The following is a 21,153-nucleotide window of genomic DNA, read 5'->3' as shown; positions in this document are numbered from 1 at the left end:
ACTCACCGCCTGGCAGAACACGGTCAACACCGACCAGCGACAGGTCACCTGGCACTTCACCGCCAGCGACGCCCGCACCAAACTCCGCCACCTCTACCCCGAATATTAGAGGCGACGGTCTACTAGGTGTAGCTGCCACTGTCGTCCTCCACCGTGATCAGCACGAAGGTTCGCTCGCCGCCGCCTTCGGCGACGCAACGGAACGTGGAGCCCGCGGACATCGGCGGGTCCACGGGGCAGGACACGGTGACGGAGACACCGGCCTAACGCCTGATCTCGGCGGCGATGTCCCGCTGCACCCGGTCCTGGTTGAACGCGGCGTTCGAGGTGAGGACGCTGTCGGTCAGGGGCTTGCTGACGACCAGCGCCAGGACCGTGAGCACCGCGCACAGGCCGAAGGCGGCCCAGGTCACCCACGGGGCCGGGCGGCGGCGAAGTGCCCGCCCGAGCAGATAGGCCCACGCCCCGCGCCGGGTCAGAAGGCGGGCCACTCGGCCAGGCTGGCCGACTGGAACAGGTTCGAGGTGTAGACGAGGTTGCCGTGGGCGACGTCGACGGTCAGGCAGCCCTGGAACTTCTCCCCCACCCCGAGGGTCGCCGCGTTGAACGCCGGCTCGCAGCCGAACGTCGGCTGCACCCGGGCACCCTCCGGCGTGCGGACGAAGAAGTCGAACGGGTTGACGTCGAAACCGGCCTGCTGCGAGGTGACCGACACCAAGAAGGTCGCGAACGAAGGGCCGCTGGTCGGCGTGCTGACACCGCCGAAGAACGACGACACCGGCTTCGGCTCGGCGACACTGAGGGTCGCCGCGACCTCGCCGTCCTTACGGATCTCCAGGACCTCGCCGTACTGGGCCTGCCGGGTACCCTCCGGCGCCGACCCTTGCTGTCCGGCCGCCGCACCTGGTGCTCCGGCCTCGGCGCCGCCCTGCCCCGGGCCGGTGGTCGTCCCGGTCGAGGAGACGGACGTCTCCTCCAGACAACCGGTCAGCCCGACCGCCCCGGCCAACGCAGCGGCGACAAGGAGAAATCTGGCCTTGCTCATGTGAAACCCCCGTAAAAGTGGCTGCCGGCAACGATTTTCGGCACAGTCGAGCGAATATCACGGCCACATAGAAGGACGGCGCGGCCGTGGGGTGCTTGAACAGAACGAGGTCTTTTCAAGCCTCGCAGAAAAAGATCTGGCGGCACAGCGAGGCGACGACTTCCCGTTTTCAGGCAGCACAGTGCTATCCAACTCCGGGAAGACGCCCGAGTTTTACGCTTTCAAGAACTAAATCGACTCCCCGCAGACCGGCACACACAGCCGGCCCGATTCCTCGGAGCGCCGCGGCAATGGCGGTCGGCTAGGCCGCGACGCCTACCTACAGAAGTTTTTCAACGGCCGCCGCCGCGACGTGGCGAACACACTCGGACCGCCCAACCGAGAAGCTGAAGGCCACGGAGACCGCGTGACGGCGTAGATGAAAAATACGCATGGATTCCCCCTGAACCAGCGCGCACCGAAGGTTGTCCCGACCTTTGATGGTGGTGCGACCCGGCAGCGACTGGGCATACCCGCCCACCGGCTGACCGCCCACTCTAGATAACTGGATCCGCCCCACAGTAGACGGGTCAGGTGAACACGGACTACAGCTCGAACAGTGCCTCACCCGCCGACTCGGAAGCCGCCGGCCTGCTTCGGGCGCCCTTCTTCTTGGCCCCCTTGTCGTGCAGCCCGGCGGCGACCTCCTCGGTGTACCGGGCATGGTTCAGCTCAAGCAGCCGGTCAAGTACCTCCCGCTGCGCCCACGGCCCAATTGTGTACCGCATGTACTTCCCGGCCGGATGGAACCCGTGATCGAGTCCTTTTTCGACTATGTCATCCCAGCCATATGCGCGAATTACCATTTCATCGATCCTCCGCTGAAAATCTCGAAGAGAGATCACGTCAGAATCTCGACAGGCGGTATCAAAGACCATGTTGCAGGCTTTCGTCAGACCTATCGATCGAGACTCCATGAAGGCACTGCGGAAACTATCGAAGTCTCTCCCGAGATTCAACATTTCAGGCGACGTTTCAGGCAAAGCAAAAGCGTAGAAGACATCGGATGGGGAGTAGCTTAGATCCGCTTTCATCGTGGCACTTCTAGTTTGCGCCCACCAGTAGTGCGGCGCACTAGACAGCACCACCAAGAATGCCTCATCACCGGAAGCAAAGACGACCAGTTTCTGGTCGAAAACCTGTCGGGTCGACACCATCGCCGGCATAACCGTCTTGCTCACCTGAGCCATGACAACTACCCGATCGAGCCCTCGAATCGCCTCAATCATCGCCGGCTGCTTCTCCGCATAGTGCCACCAGTAGTCACGGCGGACCTTGCGGTTGTTCTGATCGCGTTCGGGTTTGACCAGGCGGCGGACCTGGTCGTAGCAGTCGGGGTACTGGCGGGCGCGGTCCTCGGGCCAGTCATGGAAGTTGATGACCCAGCGTCTGGCGGAGCAGTCGGGGCGGGAGTTCAGGTCCTGACCGTTGAGGTACGGGAAGAGGACCTCGGCGTTGCGCGGGTCCTTCGCGATGAGGGCCTGCGCCTGCTCCGGCTCCATCGTGAAGCCGAGGCCGAGAACATAGCTCCCGATGAAGGCAACACCACTGCTCCCCGCGAGTCGATAGGGGTTGCCGGTGACGCGGGATTCGGGGTCGAGGGAGGGGGCGATGCCGGGGACGGCGACGCCGTCGGCGATGCGTACGACGTCCTGTCCCAGCTGGGTGGTCGTCCACACGGCGCTGTACTCGACCGTCGCGGACTTCGACGGCCACGGGGCACTTTTCACCGACCGGCGAATGATGTTTCCCTGGGCGACGACCTGATCAAGGCCGACTTCGCGGGTGTCGCCCTGGGCCAGGGTGTTGGTGGCGATCAGCCCGGTCTGGCCGTTGGGGCTGAGCAGGCCGTGCGCGCGCAGCGTGAAATAGGCGATCAGGTCGGCGCTTCCGCGGGCGCCGGCTCCGATGTTCTCGACCAGGTGCTCCCGATAGGCGATACCGAGCGAGCCGGTGAGCTTCTGTCCGCCGAGGAACGGTGGATTGCCGACTACGGCGTCGAAGCCGCCCTGTTCGAAGACCTCGGGGAAGACGAGGGGCCAGTGGATGGGCCGGCGGTCGAAGCTGCCGGGGACGTGGTCTGTTGCCAGCCACCGGGTGATCTCGCGTCGGGCGTCGTCCGCGTCCCGGCGTCCCTCGGTGGTGTCGGCGGCGAGTTTCGCGGCCTGCTCGGAGGCGATCTTCTGGCCGCGTTCACCTTTGCCGGCGTGGGCGAGGGTGGCGCCGATCAGGGAGTCCGCGAAGCGGGTCAGTGTGGCGGTGCGCCGGCGTGCGTCATCGAGGAGAAGCTGCTTCTCCTCGAGGCCGCGGAGGGTCGACCCGTCCGTTTCGGTGATCGACTGACGGGCGGCGGCGACGTCCCAGACCTGGGCGCGCAGGTCGGACGTCCAGTCGAAGATGTCGGTGTGGATCTCCCGGCCCTTGACGGGGTCGAAGTGCATGTATTCGAGCTGGTCCAGGGAGGTGATGCCGAGCAGGGAGTCGCCAGCGACGAGTTTGTCGTCGAGGAAGGTGAAGGTGCGGCGGGTGTCCATCGAGACCAGCCACAGGGAGAGTTTGGCCATCTCGACGGCCATCTCGTTGATGTCCGCCCCGTACAGGCAGTGCTCGATGATCGCCCGGCGGGCCTCGATGACTGCGTCGTCCTCCTCGGCGTCGCGGCCGAGCCACTCGCCAGAGTCGCCGTGCCCGGCCAGGGTGGTGGGACCTGTGCCGGATCTCGGCCCGGTTCCCATGGCGGTGTCGATGGCGCCGGTGGTTCCGGTGCCCCTGGCAGTCCCGGTGGGTGTGCGCCCGGCCGAGGTCGGGCCGGCTGTGGTCCGTCCGCCGGCACGCGGGTCGCCTTCAGTGGTCCAGGCTTCGACGAGGCGGTCGCCGAGGTAGCGGGCGGCGGCGACGAGGAAGGCGGCGGAGCCCATGGCGATGTCGGCGATCTTGAGGCCGAGAATGTCGGTGCTGGAGCGTAGCTTCCAGGCATTGGTGTCGGCGGTCTGCAGGGGGCCTGGGAGGTAGACGAGTGGTTCCAGGGCGTTGTTCGCGACCTCCTCGGCGAGGAAGCGTGGTGTGTAGTGGGTCCCGGTGTTCTTCCGCAGCGGTGATTCGGTGACGTACAGGCCGCTTTCAAGAATGACGACGGGCTGGTCGCGCAGATCGCGGCGCAGCAGGTTGGCGAACGGCAGGAGGCGTTCGGCGGTCGGGTAGTCGCCGCGGGTCACGGCGAGCAGCGCCTTGCGGGTCTCCTCCCGTTCACCGGCCTCCAGCGGGGCGAGACGCTTCTCGATCGCCTTCGCGGAGCCGATGCCGCTGTCCTTGAAACGCTCGGCGAAGACGGCGGCGAGCAGGGGCCGGCCGCGGTGGCGTGACGCGAGGTCCTCCAGGTCGGAAAGCAGGACTTCGGCTTCCAGGCCCTCCTTGCCGACCAATCCGACGACGACCTCCCCGGCCGGGGCGCGCCGGGCATCGTAGGAGAGGAGGCCCTCGTAGACGTAGCCGATCTGTTCGACGTCCAGCGAACGGAAGCTCAGGGTGCGGCGCTCGCGGGAACGGCCGGAACCGACCTGGACGTACTGGACGGCGCGGAGCGTGTGCAGCACGGTGCGGTCGTCGACGGCGAGGGGCAGCCAGGGGTGGGTCGCCGGGTCGAACAGGGAGCCGCCGTGGGCGTGCATGCGCAGGCGGGGGTGGTCGATGCCGGTGAAGACGGCGGTGAACAGGGCGCGCAGGCGGTGCCAGGCGGCGGTCGACTGTTCGAGGTCGTCCTCGGTGGCGCCGTCGGAGAGCTGCTGTTCGAGTTCGGCGCACAGCCGGCCGACGGAGTAGGTGCGGGCGTACAGGTCGTTGTCGGCGGGCAGCAGGCCGCGTTCCTCGGCGTAGAGGAGGAAGACGATCCGCATCATGACGGCGACGGCGCCGCGGTAGATGTCATGTTCGGGGATGTCGCGCAGCCCGACGCCGCCGCGGGCGTGCTCGGCGACGTGCCAGCGACCGAAGGCGGCGACGAGCAGCTCGACGGCCTGGCGGACCTGGACGCCGAGTGCCTCGGTGATCTCCTCCTGGCTGCCGAGGCTCGCCTTCAGCAGTGGGACGAGGGTCTCCGCGTCGGGCACGGCGAAGAAGCGGCGCCGGCACAGCAGGGAGACGAAGGCGCGGACGACGTCCCGTTCGGCGGCTTCCGGCCAGGAGACGGCGTCGAACACGGCGGTGGTGGTGACGCCGCCGCGCGGAGCCCAGACCAGGGCCCACTGCCGGCCGTTCGTGACCAGGGCCAGTTCGATGCCGTGGTGCCGGCAGGTGAGGGCCGCCCGGTCCACCGGGGTCGCCGCCCACGCCTGGCCGGCGATGCGTCCCGTCGGTGACTGGCCGGGTGCGACGACCAGGCCGAGCAGGCACACAGCGTCCGGCTTCACCCCGGCCGCGACGTCGGAGTTGTCGGCCGCGGCGTCAGCGGCGGCGGCGCTCGGGTCGACGAGGACGAAGGACGGGGTCACGCGGGTGTCGTGCTGGTCGACGTCCGCGGTGAGCGCGGCGAGCGGGCTGGCGGCGTCGGAAGCGGTGTCGGATGCGGGCCAGAGGAGTGCGTCGCCCCAGCCGAGCAGGTCGGCGAGCACGTACCGGACCCAGGCGCGCTGGCCGGCGGCGGGGGCGTCCAGCCAGGTGGCGTGTTCGCGGCGGAGCTGTTCGCGGGTCTTCTTCTCCAGCGGGTCGAGGGTCGGCCAGATCCGCCGCAGCACGGGCAGGCTGAGGAACGGCCCGGTGACGTCGATGAGGGTCAGCCAGTCGCGGTGCTGGGTCGTGCCGTCCGGGACGGGGGACCGCCGCCGGGCGCCCGGGCCGCTGGGGCCGCCGGAACTGCTGGAGCCGGCACGGGTGCCGGTTGTCGTCCGTGTGCTCATCGTCCCGCCTCCCGGGCCGGCACGACCAGGACGACCGCGACCGGGAACTGGTGCTGGCGGGGGTCGCGGTAGCGGCCGGCGATCACGTCGAGTTCTCGTTGTTTCTCCTGGCCGAGCCGGTGCAGGCGGTCCTCCCAGGACTGCCTGTCCCGGCGGAACTGGGCCAGTTCCTCCCGGCTGCGGGTGTCGACCTCGGCCATGCTGAACAGGACGCCTTCCTCGTTCTCGCGGCTGTCGAGCGCCGAGCGCAGCGTGTCCGCGAACTGGTCGAGGATGGTGGCGATCCGGGTCTCCTCGGCGTTCTGGCGCTGCGCCAGGATGCGGGTGAGCGACTCCTGGCGGGTTCTCGTCCGCCAGTTCAGGGCGGAGAGCACGCCCTCGCGGGCGGCGGGCCAGCGTTCGGCGAGGCGTTCCTGGGTCTCTCTCGAGACGGGACGTCCCGCGGCGAGCGCGGGGCCGACGATCTCGCCGAGGACGGTGAGGTTCTCCAGGCGGCGGAAGCGGCCGGCCGCGGGCATCCAGCCGCCGGCCTGCAGGACCTCCTCGTGCAGGCGCACGCCGTCGGCGCCGACGAGGACGAAGCGGGAGAAGGCGCCGACGAGCACCTCCTCGCAGCGCGGGTCGTCGGTGCGCACGGCGGTCACCCGGTGCAGGCCGATGTCGGCGTTGGAGACGGCGCCGCGCAGCAGCCGGGTCGACATGTCGACGAGCCGGTGGCCGAGGTGGGCGAGGACGACGTCGTCGCGGCCCCGGGCGACGGCCGGGTCGAAGGTGACGGGCAGCTGGCGCGGCGGGGCGCCGTCGCGGTGCAGTTTCTCGGTGAGCCCGGCCGAGGCCCGCGCCCACGAACCGGTCAGGGTGGGGACGTCGAACATCCCGTCTCCCGGTTCGTCGTCGCGCTGGGCGGGGAGGTGGCGCGGGTGATCGTCGTGGAGGTCGCCGCGTTCGTCGACGTGGGGCTGCAGGGGCTGCTGGCGGGCGAGGCCCAGGGCGGTGTTCACCACCCGTTCGACGGCCCGCGGGGTGATGCCGAGATCGCGGACGGTGTCGTCCAGGGTGGCGCGCAGCCGGCGTACCTGCTCCCGCACGTTCTCCGCGACGGGGACGGCGTCGTCCTTGCCGCCCGCCGCCGTGCCGGCCGGGCCGGACGCGCCGCCGGCGGCGGCCGGGGTGTCGAGGTCGTCGAGGGTGGTCAGGTCGGCGGCGCGTTCGCCGAGCATGCGGCGCTGCACCCGGTCGGAGAGGACGGCGTTCACCGAGCCGAGGTCGGCCTTCATCTGCGCGACCTTCTTCACGACCCGGGAGAGGAACTCCAGGTCGGCCTCATACGAGTCGACCGCGCCGGAGAACCCGGAGCCGACGAAGTGGCGGATCTCCGGCTGCTGGCGCTGCCCGTACCGGTCGATCCGGCCGATCCGCTGCTCCAGCTTGTTCGGGTTGAACGGGATGTCGTAGTTGACCAGGCGGTGGCAGTGGTTCTGCAGGTCGATGCCTTCGCTGGCGGCGTCGGTGGCGAGCAGGATCCGCACCGGGTGCTCGCTCGGGTCGGCCTGGAACGCGAGCCGGAGCTGCTCGCGCTCGTCGGCGGGCAGGCCGCCGTGGAGCAGGCCGAGGCGCTCCCCGCCGAGCCCCTGCTGGCGCAGCAGGCCGGCGAGCCAGGTCTGGGTGTCGCGGTACTCGGTGAAGACGACGACGCGCTCGTTGAGCCAGTGCTTCCCGTCCGGGCGGCAGACCGAGACCAGGTAGGCGAGCAGGGCACGGGCCTTCGCGTCCGGTTCGGCCTCGTGGGCGTCCGCCCAGCGCTGCATCCGTGCCAGCAGCTCGGTCTCGGGGTCGGTCGGGTCCGGCTGCATCGGGCGGACCCGACCCAGCGCGTCGTCCTCGGCGTCGGCGAGCTGCTCGTCGTCGAGGGTCGCGATGTCGTCGAAGTAGTCGTCCATCCATTCCGGGACGTCGTCGACGGTGCTGGCGGGGCCGGCGGCGGACGGTGCGGACTGTCCCGGCCGGCCGTGGCGGGCGGCGAGGGTCTCCCGGTAGACGGCGACGGTGTGGGCGAACGCGGCCGGGGAGGAGAACAGCCGCTTCTTCAGCAGCAGCGTCACCAGGTCGGTCGCCTTGCGTCCGCGCTCGGAGTTCAGCCGGGTCCGGCGCAGTGCGGAGAACTCCTTGAGCAGGCCGTGGATCTCCCGTTCGTCGTCGGGATAGACCACCGGCAGGTCGATGGAGCGCCGCGGCTGGAACCGCGGGGTGCCGTCGGCGTTCTCGATGCCGCCCTTCAGCCTGCGGACGACCACCTCCTCGACCGCTTTGCGGTCCGGTGCGACACCGCGGGCGAAGCGCTGGTCGTCGAGGATCTCCAGCAGCGCGGTGAAGGACGCGAGGTAGCCGTTGTGCGGGGTGGCGGAGAGAAAAAGCCGGTGGGTGAAGTGCGGGGCGAGGCGGCGGATCAGCTTCGTCTGCTGGGAGTCGACGGCGTAGACCTGCTTCGGCGCGGCCGGGGCGACGTGATGGGCCTCGTCCAGGATCAGCAGGTCGAACGTACGCGGATAGGTCGGCTGGCCGTCGCCGGGAAGGACCTCGTCGAGCAGCCGCTGTGCCTTCGGGCCGCGCAGCCACGGAAGGCTGACGATCGTGAGGGGGTGGACCTCGAACGGGTTCGCCGCGCTGCCGTGTGAACGGCGGACGGCGGCGCAGCGCTCGGCGTCGATGACGGTGAACTCGCGGCCGAACTTCTCCGCCATCTCGTCGCGCCATTTCAGGGTCAGGCCGGCCGGGCAGACGACCATGATCCGCCGGGCCCGGTGGCGCAGCAGCAGCTCCTCGGCGACGAGACCGGCCTCGATCGTCTTGCCGAGGCCGACGTCGTCGGCGAGCAGCAGGTTCACCCGCGGGGCCTCCAGCGCCCGGGCGACGGGTTCGAGCTGGTAGTCCTCGACGGCGACGCCGGAGCGGAACGGGGCCTGCAGGCGGCGGGCGTCCGCGGAGGTCACCGCCGACCAGCGGATGGCGTCGAGGAAGGCGGTGAGCCGCTCCGGGGAGTCGAAACCGCCGCTGGTCACGTCGGGCAGGGAGCCGCTGGGCAGGATGCGCCGGCCGGGTTCGACCTCCCAGATCACCTCGATCGTGTGGCCGTACCGGCCGTCCTCGACGCTCTGCAGGGTGACGAGGGAACTCGGGACAGCCGGCCCCGGGCCGCGGGCCGCACCGGCACCGTCCTGGGTGACCTGGGCATCCGTCTCCGCGACCACCCACTTCTGGCCACGCACCTCGACGAGCGCGCCGATGCCGGGCAGCCCGACCTCCGCCGTGGGCGTCGCACCGTCATGCGATGACACACGTTCCGTGGTCGAACTCGGCATCCTCATCCCCCTTGTGGACAGCCCGAACATTCTGGCAGGGCAGCAAGTGGCCCTCGCGTCCGCGGGGCTCGCCGACGTCGAGTACCCGCACATCCCCGGCCAACCGGACAGGCAGCGGAAGCGTACCACTGTGAACCGAATTCACAAGCCGCCGAGGCGTTCGCGGTCCTGAGGGAGGGCAACGCGCGTTTCGTGCGGGGTGAGCGGCTGCACCCGAACCAGGACGCCGACCGAGGATCGGCGGTGGCGCCCCGGCAGCATCCGTTCGCCGTGCTGTTCGGATGTTCCGAGCGCGGCTCGCCGTCGACCGGCCCACCGCAGACGGCGCAGCGCGGGGCCACCACGGCGGCGGCCAGGCCGTCCGGGGACCGCGAGCCCGCGCCGCCGGGCGACTGGGGATGGACGGTGAAGACGAGCTCCGCGCCGGCCGAGTCACCCTGGACCACCGTCAACCGGACGGTCGCCGTCATCACTGAACCTTTCCGACCGGCTGAACCAGCACCGGCGCTCCGGGGCTGTTCCCGGCGGCTTGTCCGCTCTGGCCGTCCCGGCAGGGTGAGTGTCGACTTGGTTGCTGAGCGCGACTACGGTGGATCTCGGTCAACAGGTGCCTCGCCTGGCGCGCAGATGGGGGCACGGGGGATGGGACGGCGGGGGGCAGCCCACATGCTCGACGAGGGCGTCGGCTCGGCGGGCGACGAGCGGAGCGTGCAGAGCCAGCGTCCGTTGGCCGGTCATCGGCGGGCGGTGCTGTCGTTTCAGGTGCTCGGGCCGTTGGAAGTTCACCGGGGCGGCACGCTCGTCCAGCTGCGCGGTACCCGCGAACGCACACTCCTGGCCATCCTGTTGTCCGAGCGTAACCGCGCGGTTTCGGTGCCTCGGCTGGTTACCGGTCTGTGGGGAGCGCAGCCGCCGGCCAGCGCCGAACGGACGGTGCAGGCCTACGTCGCCCGCCTCCGCCCGTTGCTCGAACCGGAGCGGCCCGAGGCCGGCTGGTCGGTGCTGGTCACCTCGCCGACGGGGTACTGCCTGCGGGTCGACGACGCCGCGTTCGACGCGGCGTCGTTCGCGCGGCTGGTCGACCGCGCGCAGTCGGCGCTGGTGGCCGGGGCACCGGACCTCGCACTGGCCCGGTTCCGTCGGGCGGAGGCGATGTGGCAGGGCGATGAGCCCTACCAGGACCTGGCGGACGTCGCCTACCTCACCCCGGAGCGGGACCGGCTCACCGAACTCCGGCTCACCGCGGCCGCCGACCGGCTCGACGCCGAACGCGCCCTGGGCCGTGCCGCGGGTACGGTCGGCGACCTGCGGCGCCTGGTCGCCGATCATCCGACCAACGAGCGGTTCTGGGGCCAGCTGATGGTGGCGCTCTACGAGTCGCAGCGGCAGATGGAGGCACTCGACACCTACCGCGCTGCTCGGACGCGGCTGGTCGACGACGGTGGCATCGAGCCCGGACTGAAGCTGCGCACGCTGTACGCCACGATCGTTTCGCAGCGGCCCGTCGAGGTCGCCTGGCCGGTGCGACCGGGCGATGTTCCGGCTCCGCTGAGTGCCGACCGTACCCCGTTGATCGGCAGGGATGCGGCCCAGCGCTGGCTGCAGGACTCGTGGGACCAGGTACTCGACGACGTGGGCAGGCTGGTTGTCGTCGAGGCCGAACCGGGGGGCGGGGCCAGCCGCCTGGTGGCGGAGTTCGCCCGGACGGTGGCGGCGCGCGGCGCCGTCGTCGAGACGACCCCGACGTCCGCACTCACGGCGCAGACGGCGCAACGTCCCGTGCTCGTCGTCGTGGACCAGCCAGCCGGCACGGAACCTGCGGAGGCTGCGCCCGCCGGGCCGGGGCCGGCTGGGGCGGAATCCGCGGGGACCGGGTCAGCTGAGAGCGGGCCCGCGTGGGTGAAGCGGCTGGCTGCCGAGGTCGGAGGGAGCGGCCGCCCGGTGCTGGTCGTGGTGGTGGCCGCCTCCGACCGGGCCGCCTGCCCGGACGGCTGGGCTGACGCGGTTCCTGCCGAGCGGGTGTTGCGGCTCGGGCCACTGGGGGACGACGCGGTCGGTCACATCGTGGCGGGCTACGTCCAACCCGCCGATCTGGACGAGGCGACCTCGGCGATCCTCGACACCGCAGGCGGTAACCCGGCCAGGGCCCACGAGGCGGCGGCGCGATGGGCCGCCGAGCGGGCGAGAGCCCAGGCCGGCCGCTCGGCCGAACGGATGGCCGCGGTCCACCGGACACTGGCGCAGGCCGAGCAGGAGATGCTCGACGACGTCACCGACCTGCAGCGGGTGAGCTCCTCCCAGGCCTCGGGGCTCAGCACCGTCGTGTGTCCGTACAAGGGCTTGGCCCGCTTCGACGAGGCGGACGCCGCCTACTTCTTCGGCCGGCAACGGCTGATCGCCCAGCTGGTCACCGGGTGCGTCGCCGCGCCGTTACTCACGGTGGTCGGCCCTTCCGGAAGCGGGAAGTCGTCCGTGGTCCGCGCCGGGCTGCTTCCCGCGTTGCGTGCGGGTGCTCTGCCGGGCAGCGAACAATGGCGGTACACGCCGCTGCGGACAGGTGCGACCGATGAGGCGGCACTGCGCGCGGTGCTGCGAGACGGCGGCACCGAAGACCCCGACGGCACCGATCTGCTGGTGTTGGACCAGTTCGAGGAGGCCTTCACCGCCTGGTCGGCGGTGACGCGCACCGCTGTGGTGGAGTGGCTGGTCGGCGAGCTCGACCGGCGGGACGGGCGGCTGCGCGTCGTCATCACCGTGCGGGCCGACTACTACGGCCGCTTCGCCCGCCATCCGACGCTCGCCCGCCTCGTCGGGCGCAACACGCTGCTGGTCGGCCCGATGACCGACGAGGAACTCTCCCAGGCGATCGAGCAGCCCGCCCGGGTCGCGGGCCTGGGCGTGGAGGACGGGTTCGTGGCGGCCGTGCTCGCCGATGCCAGGCACGAACCGGGCGCGCTGCCGTTGTTGTCGACCGCCCTGCTGGCGACCTGGGAACGCCGTGACGGCCGGATGCTGCGGACTGCGGCGTACCGGGAGGCTGGTGGCGTCGCCGGAGCGGTCACCCGGCTTGCCGAAGACGTCTACAGGGACCTGGACTCCGGTGAACAGGCGATCGCACGCCGACTGCTGCTCAGGCTGGTCAGCCTCGGCGAGGACGGCCTGGACGTGCGGCGGCGGGCCGCCCGCGACGAACTCGTGGACAGCGAGGCCGCTGACCGCATCCTCACCGTGCTGGTCGAGCGGCGGCTGGTCACCGCTGACGACGACACCGTCGAGGTCGCGCACGAGGCGCTGCTGCGCGCATGGCCACGGTTGCGGGGCTGGCTGGAGACCGACCGTGACGGCCGTCGTCTGCACCGCCAGCTCACCGAGGCGGCGAGCGCCTGGAAACGCAGCAACGAGGATCCGGGCTACCTGTACCACGGCACCCGGCTGCACGCCCTGCAGGAATGGGCGCAGGCCAACCCTGGCGACGCCAACACACCGGAACGGTTGTTCCTGGCCGCCTCGGTCGCCGCCGAGGAACGTCAGCTTCGGGACGCCCGCCGCTCGGCGCGCCGGTCACGCTCCTGGGCGTCGGTTCTGGCCGTCCTGCTCGTCGTCGCGCTGACCATGACAGTGCTGGCGGTGGTGCAGTGGAGTGCGGCGAACCAGCAGGCCAACGTCGCCCGCGAAGCCACCACGCTGTCGCAGGCCGGCAGGCTGGCGACGCTGGCCGCGAATCTGGGGCCGGACCAGGTGGACCTGGCACTGCTGCTGGGGGTGCAGGGTTACCGGCTCGCGCCGTCGCGGGACACCGAAGGCGGGCTGCAGGCCGCCCTCGCCCGCACCCCGGCCAACCTCGACCAGGTCATCCGGTTCCCGTCGTCGAGTTTCCTGCCGGCTGTGGTGCCGCCCTCGGTGAGCCCGGACGGTCGGCTGGTCGCCGCTCCCGGCCAGGACGGCACGGTCCGGCTGTGGGACCTGCAGGCCGCCCGCCTCGTCCGCGAGCTGCACTGGCCCACCGGCCGCCAACTCGCGGTGTTCAGCGCGGACGCGTCGATGCTCGCCGTCGGAGGTAACGACGGCAGGGTCGTGGTGTGGGAGGTGGCCACCGGCCGGCAGGTGGGCGCTCCGATCCCGGCGGGCACCGGGCTCGCCTACGGCCAGTTCGACCCGCGTGACCCCGACCGGTTCTTCGCGGTCGACAACAGCGGACAGATCGTGTCATGGGATCGGTCAGTTCCCGAGCGACCGCGCCAGCTGGGACAGCCGCTGCGGTTCCCAGCGGCCCCGGGTGAGATACCGATCTTCGTCCTGAACGCGACCGGGACACGGATGGCCGCCGGTGCCTACGGCAGGCCGACGACGCGGGTGTGGGACCTCGACTCGGGTGCTGTCCTGCACGACCTGGCAGGAGCACCGGGATTCTTCGGGGCCGACGGAGTCACCCTGCCCACCTCGCTGGAGGACCGGGTGACGTTGTGGGACGTCAACACCGGCCTGGCGAAACAGGCCCCGCTGACGGGCCTGTCGGCAGCGGCTCCGGGCGTCGTTCTCAGCCCGGACCTGCGACGGCTCGCTGTGAACGACGGAGGGAACTCCATCCGGATCTTCGCCGTCGACTCGGGGCGGGAGCAGGTCACGCTGCCGGCCGCCGGCCGGGCGGCCACTCCCGTCGCGTTCCTCGCTGACGGGCGGTTGATGACCAGCGGAGCCGCCGAGGCGGACATCTGGCGCCTCGACCGAGGCGGCTCCCCGCTGGGGTTCACGCTGGCAGGCCACGACGGCAGGGTGACCGGCAGCTTCACGGCGAACGGGGCCGAGGTCGTCACGCAAGGCCTGGACGACCGTCGGGTCCTGGTCTGGGACGCAGTTGACGGACGGGCGCTGGGCCCTCTGCTCGACGGTGCCGTGTCAGCTCCCGTCGCGCTCAGCCCCGACGGCGCACGGGTCGTCGGAGCGGGTGCCGACGGCGTGCTGCGGCTGTGGGACCGGGCCGGAAGAGCCGAACTGGCGGTGCTTGCCCCGGCGGACCGTCCGACGGCGGTGGCGTGGAGCCCGGCGGGTGACCGGGTCGCCGTCGTCCACGCGGACGGGGTGCTGCTGTGGGAGGTCGGTGATCCACGCCGGCCGCGGCTGGTCGCGGACCTCGACACCGCAGGCTCCGCCGACCTCACCGACCAGCCGCGGCCGGTGTTCAGTCCTGACGGGCAGCGGCTCGCTGTCGCGGACCAGCAGGGCCACCGGATCACGATGTTCGACGCTTCGACCGGCCGCTCGGTGTGGCTGCGCCAACTTGAGACCGCGGACCAGGCGACGTTGGCGTTCTCGCCGGACAGCACGACGATCGCCATCGGCTTCGGCACCATAGCCTCTGGTTTTGTCGAGTTCCTGGACACCGCCGACGGCGCGGTGCGCCGCCATCTCAACACCACAAGCGTGGGAGGCGTGGCCTTCCTGCGCGACGGCGACCTGGTCATGACGACAAGTGACACCGGTGACCAGAGCTCCGTGCAGCTGTGGGACGCCACGACGACGGCCTCGATCGGGGAACCGGCGACGCAGGCCCATGGCGCGGGCATTCTGGCCCGCAGCCCTGACGGGATGTCGGCGGTGGCCGGCTCCGGCAGAGGCATCGCTCAGGTGTGGCACGTCGACCTGTCGGAATGGATCGCGACCGCGTGCCGGATCGCCGGCAGGAACCTGACGAGGGCGGAATGGGAGCGCTACCTGACCGGCGAGCCATACCGCGCCAGTTGTGCTCAGTGGCCGCCCGGCCGGTGATCCTGGTCGCCGCCGGGATCTGACCGTCCGGTGTTCATACCGACAGCCAGCAGAATCGCGCCGGTCGCCTGCAGGAAAGCTCCGGCCGTGAAACTCGCTATCGTGCCGACGGCAACCATGATGGCCAGTCCGGTCGAGACGAAGAGGAAACCGAAACCCATCAGTATCCGGCCGAGTCGGCTCGGCCTCTTCCTCCGCCTCCCGGGCAGACAGAGCCGTACCCCGGCTGCAGTGGCGTAAATTCCGCCGACGGCAGTCAGCCCTGCCATGAGCGATGTCTCCTGGTATTTCTCGACGTCTTCTTCGGGCGGGCTCACCTGGTTCCGAGCAGAGAGTGCGCCGACGGCGCCACCGCACATCATGGCGATGCCGAGAGCTATCAGGATCGCGCCTACGAACCGGCGCCTGGCCATGCGCAGTCACATCCTCGCGACGTACGAAAGTCGGTTCCGGTTCACGCTGCCGCGGAGAACACCCAGTACATGGTGCGGACGGCCGCCACGCAGGATCTCGGGTGGGACCGGTGCTCCTGCCGCGGTGACGACGATCGCGGGAACCAGTTGCAGATCGGTTGCAGATCGGCTGTAGCTGGGCGACTCGAGGTTGCGGGGCGCCGCAGCCGGCAAGCAGTTGCACTGCAACAGGCCGGCGGCAAGGTCGGACCATCCACTCCGAAGACCGGCGGCTCGGCCGGCTGACTCCCCGGATTTTCCGAGTACAGGTGATGCGCCCGCCGTCGCGGGTGCCGCGAAAGAAACGGAGTTCCACATGCCACGATTGTTCGGCTGGCTCGTCGCGCTCGCGGCGGCCATGGTCGCGACCACGGTTCTCGGGCCCGCTCCGCCGGCGTCTGCGGGCGAGTACGGCCCGGACACCTGCCGCCAGGGCTGGGTGTGGCGTGAGGCCGTTCCCGGCGACCACGTCTGCGTGACCCCGCAGACCCGCAGCCAGGCCTGGGCGGACAACGCCCAGGCGGCCAACCGGCGCGAACCAGCAGGGGGCCCGTACGGCCCGGACACCTGCCGCCAGGGCTGGGTGTGGCGTGAGGCCGTTCCCGGCGACCACGTCTGCGTGACCCCGCAGACCCGCAGCCAGGCCTGGGCGGACAACGCCCAGGCCGCGTCCCGAGTTGCGCCTGACATCCCTCCGCCGTGCCAGGCGGTCGGCGGGCTGCCGTCAGACACGGTCCTGCCCGAGCAGGCGGTGCGCTGCTCCGCGAACGGTTACTGGCGAGCGACCTTCACCGCCTTCGTACACGACTACACGATCTTCGGGTCGGACGCCGGCTCGTCGGTCAAGATCGAGCACTTCGAGGACGACCACTGGGTCGAACGGCCAGCCCGGGTGATCAGCGTGCACAACGAGTACAGCACGCGCCGCGCCGGCGAGGCCGGTAACGCCGACTGCCCCGAGTTCGGCTCGATGACCGGACGGTGCTGGGTACCACCAGCGCCCAGAGACTGCCGCACCGAGAACGCCAGCAGTATCGACTGCCGTGACTACGGCATCGGCACAGTGTTCGCCGGCAGCAACCTGAACGCCCGTTCGGTGCGCAGCACAGGATCCGTGACCTTCGGTAACGGGCAGTTCGTCACCCTGCCGCTGGTCACCGATTCATTCTGATCAATCCACCCGAAAGGATCACCGACATGTTCGACGTCTTCAGCATCTTCCTGATCTCCGCGGTCATCTTCGTCGGGGTCGTCGGCGCTTTCATCAGCTAGACCTCGCTCATCTCGTCGAAAGAAAGGAGGGAAAACAAATGTTTCTGGTCGCGCTCGCCGTTGGCCTGGCCGTTTTCCTGTGGACGTAACAGCCCGTGAATGACCCGAGCGCCCGGCGGTCGACGACCGCCGGGCGCACCCACGGAGAGGAGAATCCCAGATGAGCGGCCGATGGACAACGATCGTCGTAGTGATCTGCTGGGGGCTCGTAACATCGGTGTGGCTCGCCGGGGCGGCGTTCAACCGGCGGCGGGCGCCTCGGGTGCTGGCGCGATCCCGGCCGAAGATCCTGCGCCTGCTCGGCCCGCTCGCCGTGGCGGTGTGGATCGTGACAGAGCTGGCCCACCGGCACGTTCGCTTTCCGGCGGAGGAATGGATCGGCGCCGCCGCGCTCGGCGCCCTCCCCCTGTGCGCCGCGTTCACCACGTGGGCCAGGCTGTCGCTCGGTACCATGTGGACCCCGGCGCCCTGCGTGCGACGAGACCATGTCCTGCAGACCAGCGGACCATACGCGGTGACCCGCCACCCGATTTACACCGGCATCCTGGGTATGGTGTTGTGCACCACGGCGGTGACCCGACATGGTTGGCTGTTGGCAGTCTTTCTAGTTGCCGTGGTTGCGTTGAGCATCAAGATCCGTGCAGAAGAGCGGATCCTGCGTGACGCTTTTCCTGTCGACTACGATCGTTACCGCCGCGGAGTGCCCCGCCTTGTCCCGTTTCTGCTCATTCGCGCGTCCAACATCGCTCGCAGACGGCGTCACCTCAAGCCATCCAGCGAGCGATGGCCTGCGACGAGCGGCGTTCCCCGCAGCGGCGCGACCACGGAGCTCGTCATGCTCCCCGCCTCGACCGGAGAGCGCGGCCGCGAGCCGGGTGAGGTTGTCCGGGGTGGGTTCGGGGACGATGTCGAGGTCGTCGGTGATGTTCGGGGCGCCCTGGAGCCGTGCGCCGACCCACCGACGATCACGTAGTTCACCTGGTGGTCGGCCAGGCGCCGCAGCAGGCCGCGGAGCTCGAACCGCGTCACCGCCCGGTTACCGCCGGCCCGAGGGAACGCAGCGCCGAGAGCGTAGCGACCTGCTCCTCCAGCTGCCGCAGCCTGTCCTCGGGTGACAGCGCGAGGATCGCCTCGACCTGCACCCGCAGCCCCGGATCCGACGTCCACGGCCGCCCCACCAGGGCGCGTGCGCGTGCCATCGCCTCCACGGCCCGCGCCCGGTAGAAGGCACCACGTCTGATCAGCGGCTGATGATCAGCGGCTGATGATCAGCGGCTGACCGTCGTGAACACGTCAGCGGGCCGCTGGTCGGTTCTCGGCGGCGACGGGTGTGGCGGGCCAGGCGGCGGTTGGAGGCGGCTTCGAGGATGGTGCCGCGGGCCACCGTCCGTCTCAGCCCGCCCCGCCGGCCGTCGGATTCTCTCCGTATATATAGGTATACAAAGTGTGTCATGGCTGACAGCGGGGGGTCGCGCCGGCAGACAAACCGACGCTGGCTGTGGATCATCGCCGGGAGTGCCTTGACCGGCGCGGTGTGCGCGGTACTGGGGATCTGGCACCTTCCCGGGCGGATGTACCCGGGCAGCTACGAGCAGGTAGGTGAGGCGCGGGCCGCGTTGCAGGGTGGCCTGTTGACCGCCGCCGCAGCGCTGACGGCGGTGGCCGGCGGTCTGATCGCCCTGGACGAGACCCGCCAGGCCAACGCCGAGACCCGACGGGCGAACACGGAGATCAGCCAGGCGAACAGGAACACCCATGTGCGGGAGCTGTATGCGACCGCGATCGGGCTCCTGGGAGCAGACACCATCGACAGTCGACTCGGCGGCATCTACGCCCTGGAACGGGTCGCGGTTGACTCGCCAGCCGACCAGCGCACCGTGGTGGAGGTGCTTTCGGCGTTCGTGCGCGTCCACAGCACCGACCCCGTGCCGCCCCCCAACCCACCGGATCCCAGCTCCCCGATCCGTCCCACACCCGACGTCCACGCCGCCGTCACCGTCCTGGCCCGCCTCCCTGTCCGTGCCAGGGTGCCCCGCGCCGACCTCACCGGCGCCTGGCTGGTCGGGGCGACCCTCACCCGGGCCTGGACGGCTGGGATGGCCCCGACGAGCGCCGAGCTGGACGGGACGGACCTCACCCGCGCCTGGACGATCGGCGCAGTCATGACCGGCACCTGGCCGGCCGGGGCGGATCTCGCCGTCGCCCGTGCCTGGCTGGACGGTGCGACCCCCGCCGACGCCTGGCTGGTCGGCGCGGATCTCAACCTCACCCGCGCGTGGCTGGACGGCTCGGCCCTGACGGACGCCTGGCTGGTCGGCGCGACCCTCATCGACGCCCGGCTGGTCGGAGCGGACCTCGCCCGGGCCCGGCTGACCGGCGCGACCCTCACCAACGCCCAGTTCGACGACGCGGTCCTGACCCGTGCCCAGCTGACCGGCGCGGACGTCACCCGCGCCAGCCTGACCCGCACCCACCTGGACGGGGCCACCCTCATCCGCGCCCAGTTGCACGGCGCGGCCCTGGCGGACGCCCGGCTCGACGGCGCGGATCTCACCGACGCCCGCCTGGACGGCGCGACCCTCAGCCATGCTCGGCTGGCCGGGGCGACTCTCATCAGGGCTCACCTCACCGGGGCGAACCTCACCAGCGCCGAGCTGGCCGGGGCGATCCTCCACGAGGCACGGCTGGACAGTGCGACGCTCACCAACGCCCGGCTCGTCGAGGCGGACCTGACCCGTGCGCGGCTCGGCGGGGCGAACCTGACCGATGCCTGGTTGGAGCAGGCGACCCTCACCGGCGCCAGCCTGGTCGACGCGGACCTCACCGGCGCGCAGCTCGACCAGGCCACCCTCACCGGCACGTGGCTCGACAGGGCGAACCTGACCGATGCCTGGCTGGCGCAGGCGGACCTCACCGGCGCCAGCCTCGTCGGGGCCATCCTCACGGGTGCCTACCTGGTGGGGGCGGACCTCACCGGTACCCGACTGCACGGGGCGGATCTCACCGACGCCGTGCTGACGCCTCAGCAGGTGGACATGGCCGTCGGGGACGAACGAACGCGGCTCCCTACGGGACTGCCCCGGCCCTCCTTATGGACATCCGGCGACACCGGATGAAACTCGCCAGGGCCGAAAGTGAGGTTGGTCAGAGACGCCGAGAGATCGGCTTCGAAGACCGCGGGGTGCGCCGCGGCGAGTCGTCGACGGATCTCCACGGCCTGCTCGGTGGCTGTCAGCGCCTCCCCCGGTCGTCCCAGCGACGCCAGCAGAACACCCAGGTTGTTCAGAGAGTGGAGAATCATGCACCATGACCGAGGAAAACGAGTGCGGCGTGAGCCCGTGCACGCAGACGGCGCACGGTTCGGTATCGGCAGACAGTCCCCTGCCGGGTGACCGGTCCCTTGTGTACGGCGAGCTGCGTCTGCCGACCTGTGTCGAGCACGGGCGCGAGCATCATCGTCTCGTCCTTGGACGTGATCCTCGACCCGAGGATGTCACGATCCAGGAGGTAGATCCCCCGAGCGGTGGATGAGTCGCATCAGCCCGGCCGGATGGCCGGACGGCCGGACGCGACCGTTGAAGGATGTGTGATCTTCTACCAGCCTCCGGCGCGGGCGGCGGCCAGGTATCCGGCCAGCCGCCCACGCCGTGCCGTGCTTACGGCATCGGGGGGTAGAAGGCCCGCGGTGCACCGCAGTAGTTGGACGACGGAGCCACCGCGCCGGGAACGGCGGAACGGCAGACCCGGATGGTCACGTGGTCGATGGTGCCCACGACGAGACCGGGCTGAAGCGTGAAGGCGAACCTGCGCGCCCCGTTGTCCACCTGCCGCGCGACCCGGTCCACCGGCGCGTTGCCGCTGTAGGCGGTGAAGATGGCGGTGGTGCGCAGCCCGTCGTCACGGATGGGCAGGCACAGGTTGTTGTACATGTCGTAGACCACTCCCGCGACGTCCACGACCGGAACCCCGGGCGTGCCGAGGGTGCGCCAGGAAAGGTCCCCCTCGGTGTAGCCGAACAGACAGTCGTCCGCGGGGACGGTGAACGACGGGGTACTCTGCGGACTGATCGCCAGTGCCCCGCCGGGCACGAGAAAAATACCGACGAAAGCGGCCAGAAACAGGGTGGCCAGCCGAAATGACGTGAATACGCGCCTCATTGCGGTCCTTTCGTTTCTTGCCCGCACTGCTGTCGGCGCGACAGTACTTCCCACCAGATTTCGTTGCCAGTTCATTGGCGTCGACTTTCGCCGGCATTCACCCCCCGACATATCCGGCGCCCGATCTCGTGGCTGGAACTGTGTGGACGGCCTGTCTGCCATCCCCACCCG

Annotated in this window: 13 protein-coding genes; 4 read left to right on the top strand and 9 right to left on the bottom strand. The window is 70.4% G+C overall.

From position 1 onward, the window contains the following. Positions 1-122 precede the first annotated feature (122 nt). The 5 genes from AB1460_RS28845 to drmD form a co-directional block, all read right to left on the bottom strand. Positions 123-245, bottom strand: coding sequence for a DUF4333 domain-containing protein (locus tag AB1460_RS28845; RefSeq protein WP_368965238.1), 123 nt, complete (start codon positions 243-245; stop codon positions 123-125). A gap of 18 nt (positions 246-263) precedes the next feature. Then, on the bottom strand, positions 264-491 hold the full coding sequence (locus AB1460_RS28840) for a hypothetical protein (protein ID WP_368965237.1): 228 nt from the start codon (positions 489-491) through the stop codon (positions 264-266). Continuing rightward, positions 476-1,045, bottom strand: a complete 570-nt coding sequence (locus AB1460_RS28835; RefSeq protein WP_368965236.1) for a hypothetical protein — start codon at positions 1,043-1,045, stop codon at positions 476-478. The genes AB1460_RS28840 and AB1460_RS28835 overlap by 16 nt, the downstream gene beginning before the upstream one ends. Positions 1,046-1,629: 584 nt before the next feature. Next, complete coding sequence (locus AB1460_RS28830) at positions 1,630-5,976, bottom strand: Eco57I restriction-modification methylase domain-containing protein (RefSeq protein WP_368965235.1); 4,347 nt, start codon at positions 5,974-5,976, stop codon at positions 1,630-1,632. Beyond that, positions 5,973-9,335 (bottom strand): DISARM system SNF2-like helicase DrmD, encoded by a 3,363-nt coding sequence (drmD, locus tag AB1460_RS28825; protein WP_368965234.1) that lies wholly within the window; start codon positions 9,333-9,335, stop codon positions 5,973-5,975. Before drmD ends, AB1460_RS28830 begins: the two co-directional genes overlap by 4 nt. Before the next feature lie 666 nt (positions 9,336-10,001). Between drmD and AB1460_RS28820 the strand changes: the two genes are divergently transcribed. Further along, entirely contained in the window at positions 10,002-15,101 is a 5,100-nt protein-coding gene (locus AB1460_RS28820) for a BTAD domain-containing putative transcriptional regulator (protein WP_368965233.1), read from the top strand. Here the strand turns inward: AB1460_RS28820 and AB1460_RS28815 are convergent. Next, the gene (locus AB1460_RS28815; RefSeq protein ID WP_368965232.1) at positions 15,080-15,514 is read right to left on the bottom strand and encodes a hypothetical protein; all 435 of its coding nucleotides are present in this window, start codon (positions 15,512-15,514) and stop codon (positions 15,080-15,082) included. The two genes, AB1460_RS28820 and AB1460_RS28815, sit on opposite strands and share 22 nt — an antisense overlap. Before the next feature lie 355 nt (positions 15,515-15,869). Between AB1460_RS28815 and AB1460_RS28810 the strand changes: the two genes are divergently transcribed. After that, positions 15,870-16,724 carry a hypothetical protein gene (locus tag AB1460_RS28810; protein WP_368965231.1) on the top strand — a complete coding sequence of 285 codons (855 nt, stop codon included), beginning with the start codon at positions 15,870-15,872 and terminating at the stop codon, positions 16,722-16,724. Positions 16,725-16,985: 261 nt separating this feature from the next. Further along, positions 16,986-17,798 carry a methyltransferase family protein gene (locus AB1460_RS28805; protein WP_368965230.1) on the top strand — a complete coding sequence of 271 codons (813 nt, stop codon included), beginning with the start codon at positions 16,986-16,988 and terminating at the stop codon, positions 17,796-17,798. Positions 17,799-17,850: 52 nt separating this feature from the next. On the opposite strand, the gene AB1460_RS28800 is transcribed toward AB1460_RS28805, so the two are convergent. After that, a complete protein-coding gene (locus AB1460_RS28800) occupies positions 17,851-18,024 on the bottom strand; it encodes a hypothetical protein (RefSeq protein WP_368965229.1) in 174 nt (57 codons plus the stop codon). Between the two features lie 252 nt (positions 18,025-18,276). Between AB1460_RS28800 and AB1460_RS28795 the strand changes: the two genes are divergently transcribed. Next, positions 18,277-19,941 carry a pentapeptide repeat-containing protein gene (locus tag AB1460_RS28795; RefSeq protein WP_368965228.1) on the top strand — a complete coding sequence of 555 codons (1,665 nt, stop codon included), beginning with the start codon at positions 18,277-18,279 and terminating at the stop codon, positions 19,939-19,941. Here AB1460_RS28795 and AB1460_RS28790 read toward each other — a convergent pair. Beyond that, positions 19,848-20,126 (bottom strand): tetratricopeptide repeat protein, encoded by a 279-nt coding sequence (locus AB1460_RS28790; protein ID WP_368965227.1) that lies wholly within the window; start codon positions 20,124-20,126, stop codon positions 19,848-19,850. The genes AB1460_RS28795 and AB1460_RS28790 overlap by 94 nt on opposite strands. Positions 20,127-20,481: 355 nt before the next feature. Continuing rightward, positions 20,482-20,982 carry a hypothetical protein gene (locus AB1460_RS28785; RefSeq protein ID WP_368965226.1) on the bottom strand — a complete coding sequence of 167 codons (501 nt, stop codon included), beginning with the start codon at positions 20,980-20,982 and terminating at the stop codon, positions 20,482-20,484. Between the last annotated feature and the right edge of the window lie 171 nt (positions 20,983-21,153).

The organism is Parafrankia sp. FMc2 (assembly GCF_041008525.1).
Taxonomy (GTDB): domain Bacteria; phylum Actinomycetota; class Actinomycetes; order Frankiales; family Frankiaceae; genus Parafrankia.
Note: the sequence above shows the minus strand (reverse complement) of the source record. Positions and strands in the feature narration are given on the sequence as shown.

Coding starts and splice junctions, on each gene's coding strand:
- AB1460_RS28835 (WP_368965236.1), bottom strand. CDS start 1,045: ATGAGCAAGGCCAGATTTCTCCTTGTCGCCGCTGCGTTGGCCGGGGCG.
- AB1460_RS28830 (WP_368965235.1), bottom strand. CDS start 5,976: ATGAGCACACGGACGACAACCGGCACCCGTGCCGGCTCCAGCAGTTCC.
- drmD (WP_368965234.1), bottom strand. CDS start 9,335: ATGCCGAGTTCGACCACGGAACGTGTGTCATCGCATGACGGTGCGACG.
- AB1460_RS28820 (WP_368965233.1), top strand. CDS start 10,002: ATGCTCGACGAGGGCGTCGGCTCGGCGGGCGACGAGCGGAGCGTGCAG.
- AB1460_RS28815 (WP_368965232.1), bottom strand. CDS start 15,514: ATGGCCAGGCGCCGGTTCGTAGGCGCGATCCTGATAGCTCTCGGCATC.
- AB1460_RS28810 (WP_368965231.1), top strand. CDS start 15,870: ATGCCACGATTGTTCGGCTGGCTCGTCGCGCTCGCGGCGGCCATGGTC.
- AB1460_RS28805 (WP_368965230.1), top strand. CDS start 16,986: ATGAGCGGCCGATGGACAACGATCGTCGTAGTGATCTGCTGGGGGCTC.
- AB1460_RS28800 (WP_368965229.1), bottom strand. CDS start 18,024: ATGGCACGCGCACGCGCCCTGGTGGGGCGGCCGTGGACGTCGGATCCG.
- AB1460_RS28795 (WP_368965228.1), top strand. CDS start 18,277: ATGGCTGACAGCGGGGGGTCGCGCCGGCAGACAAACCGACGCTGGCTG.
- AB1460_RS28790 (WP_368965227.1), bottom strand. CDS start 20,126: ATGATTCTCCACTCTCTGAACAACCTGGGTGTTCTGCTGGCGTCGCTG.
- AB1460_RS28785 (WP_368965226.1), bottom strand. CDS start 20,982: ATGAGGCGCGTATTCACGTCATTTCGGCTGGCCACCCTGTTTCTGGCC.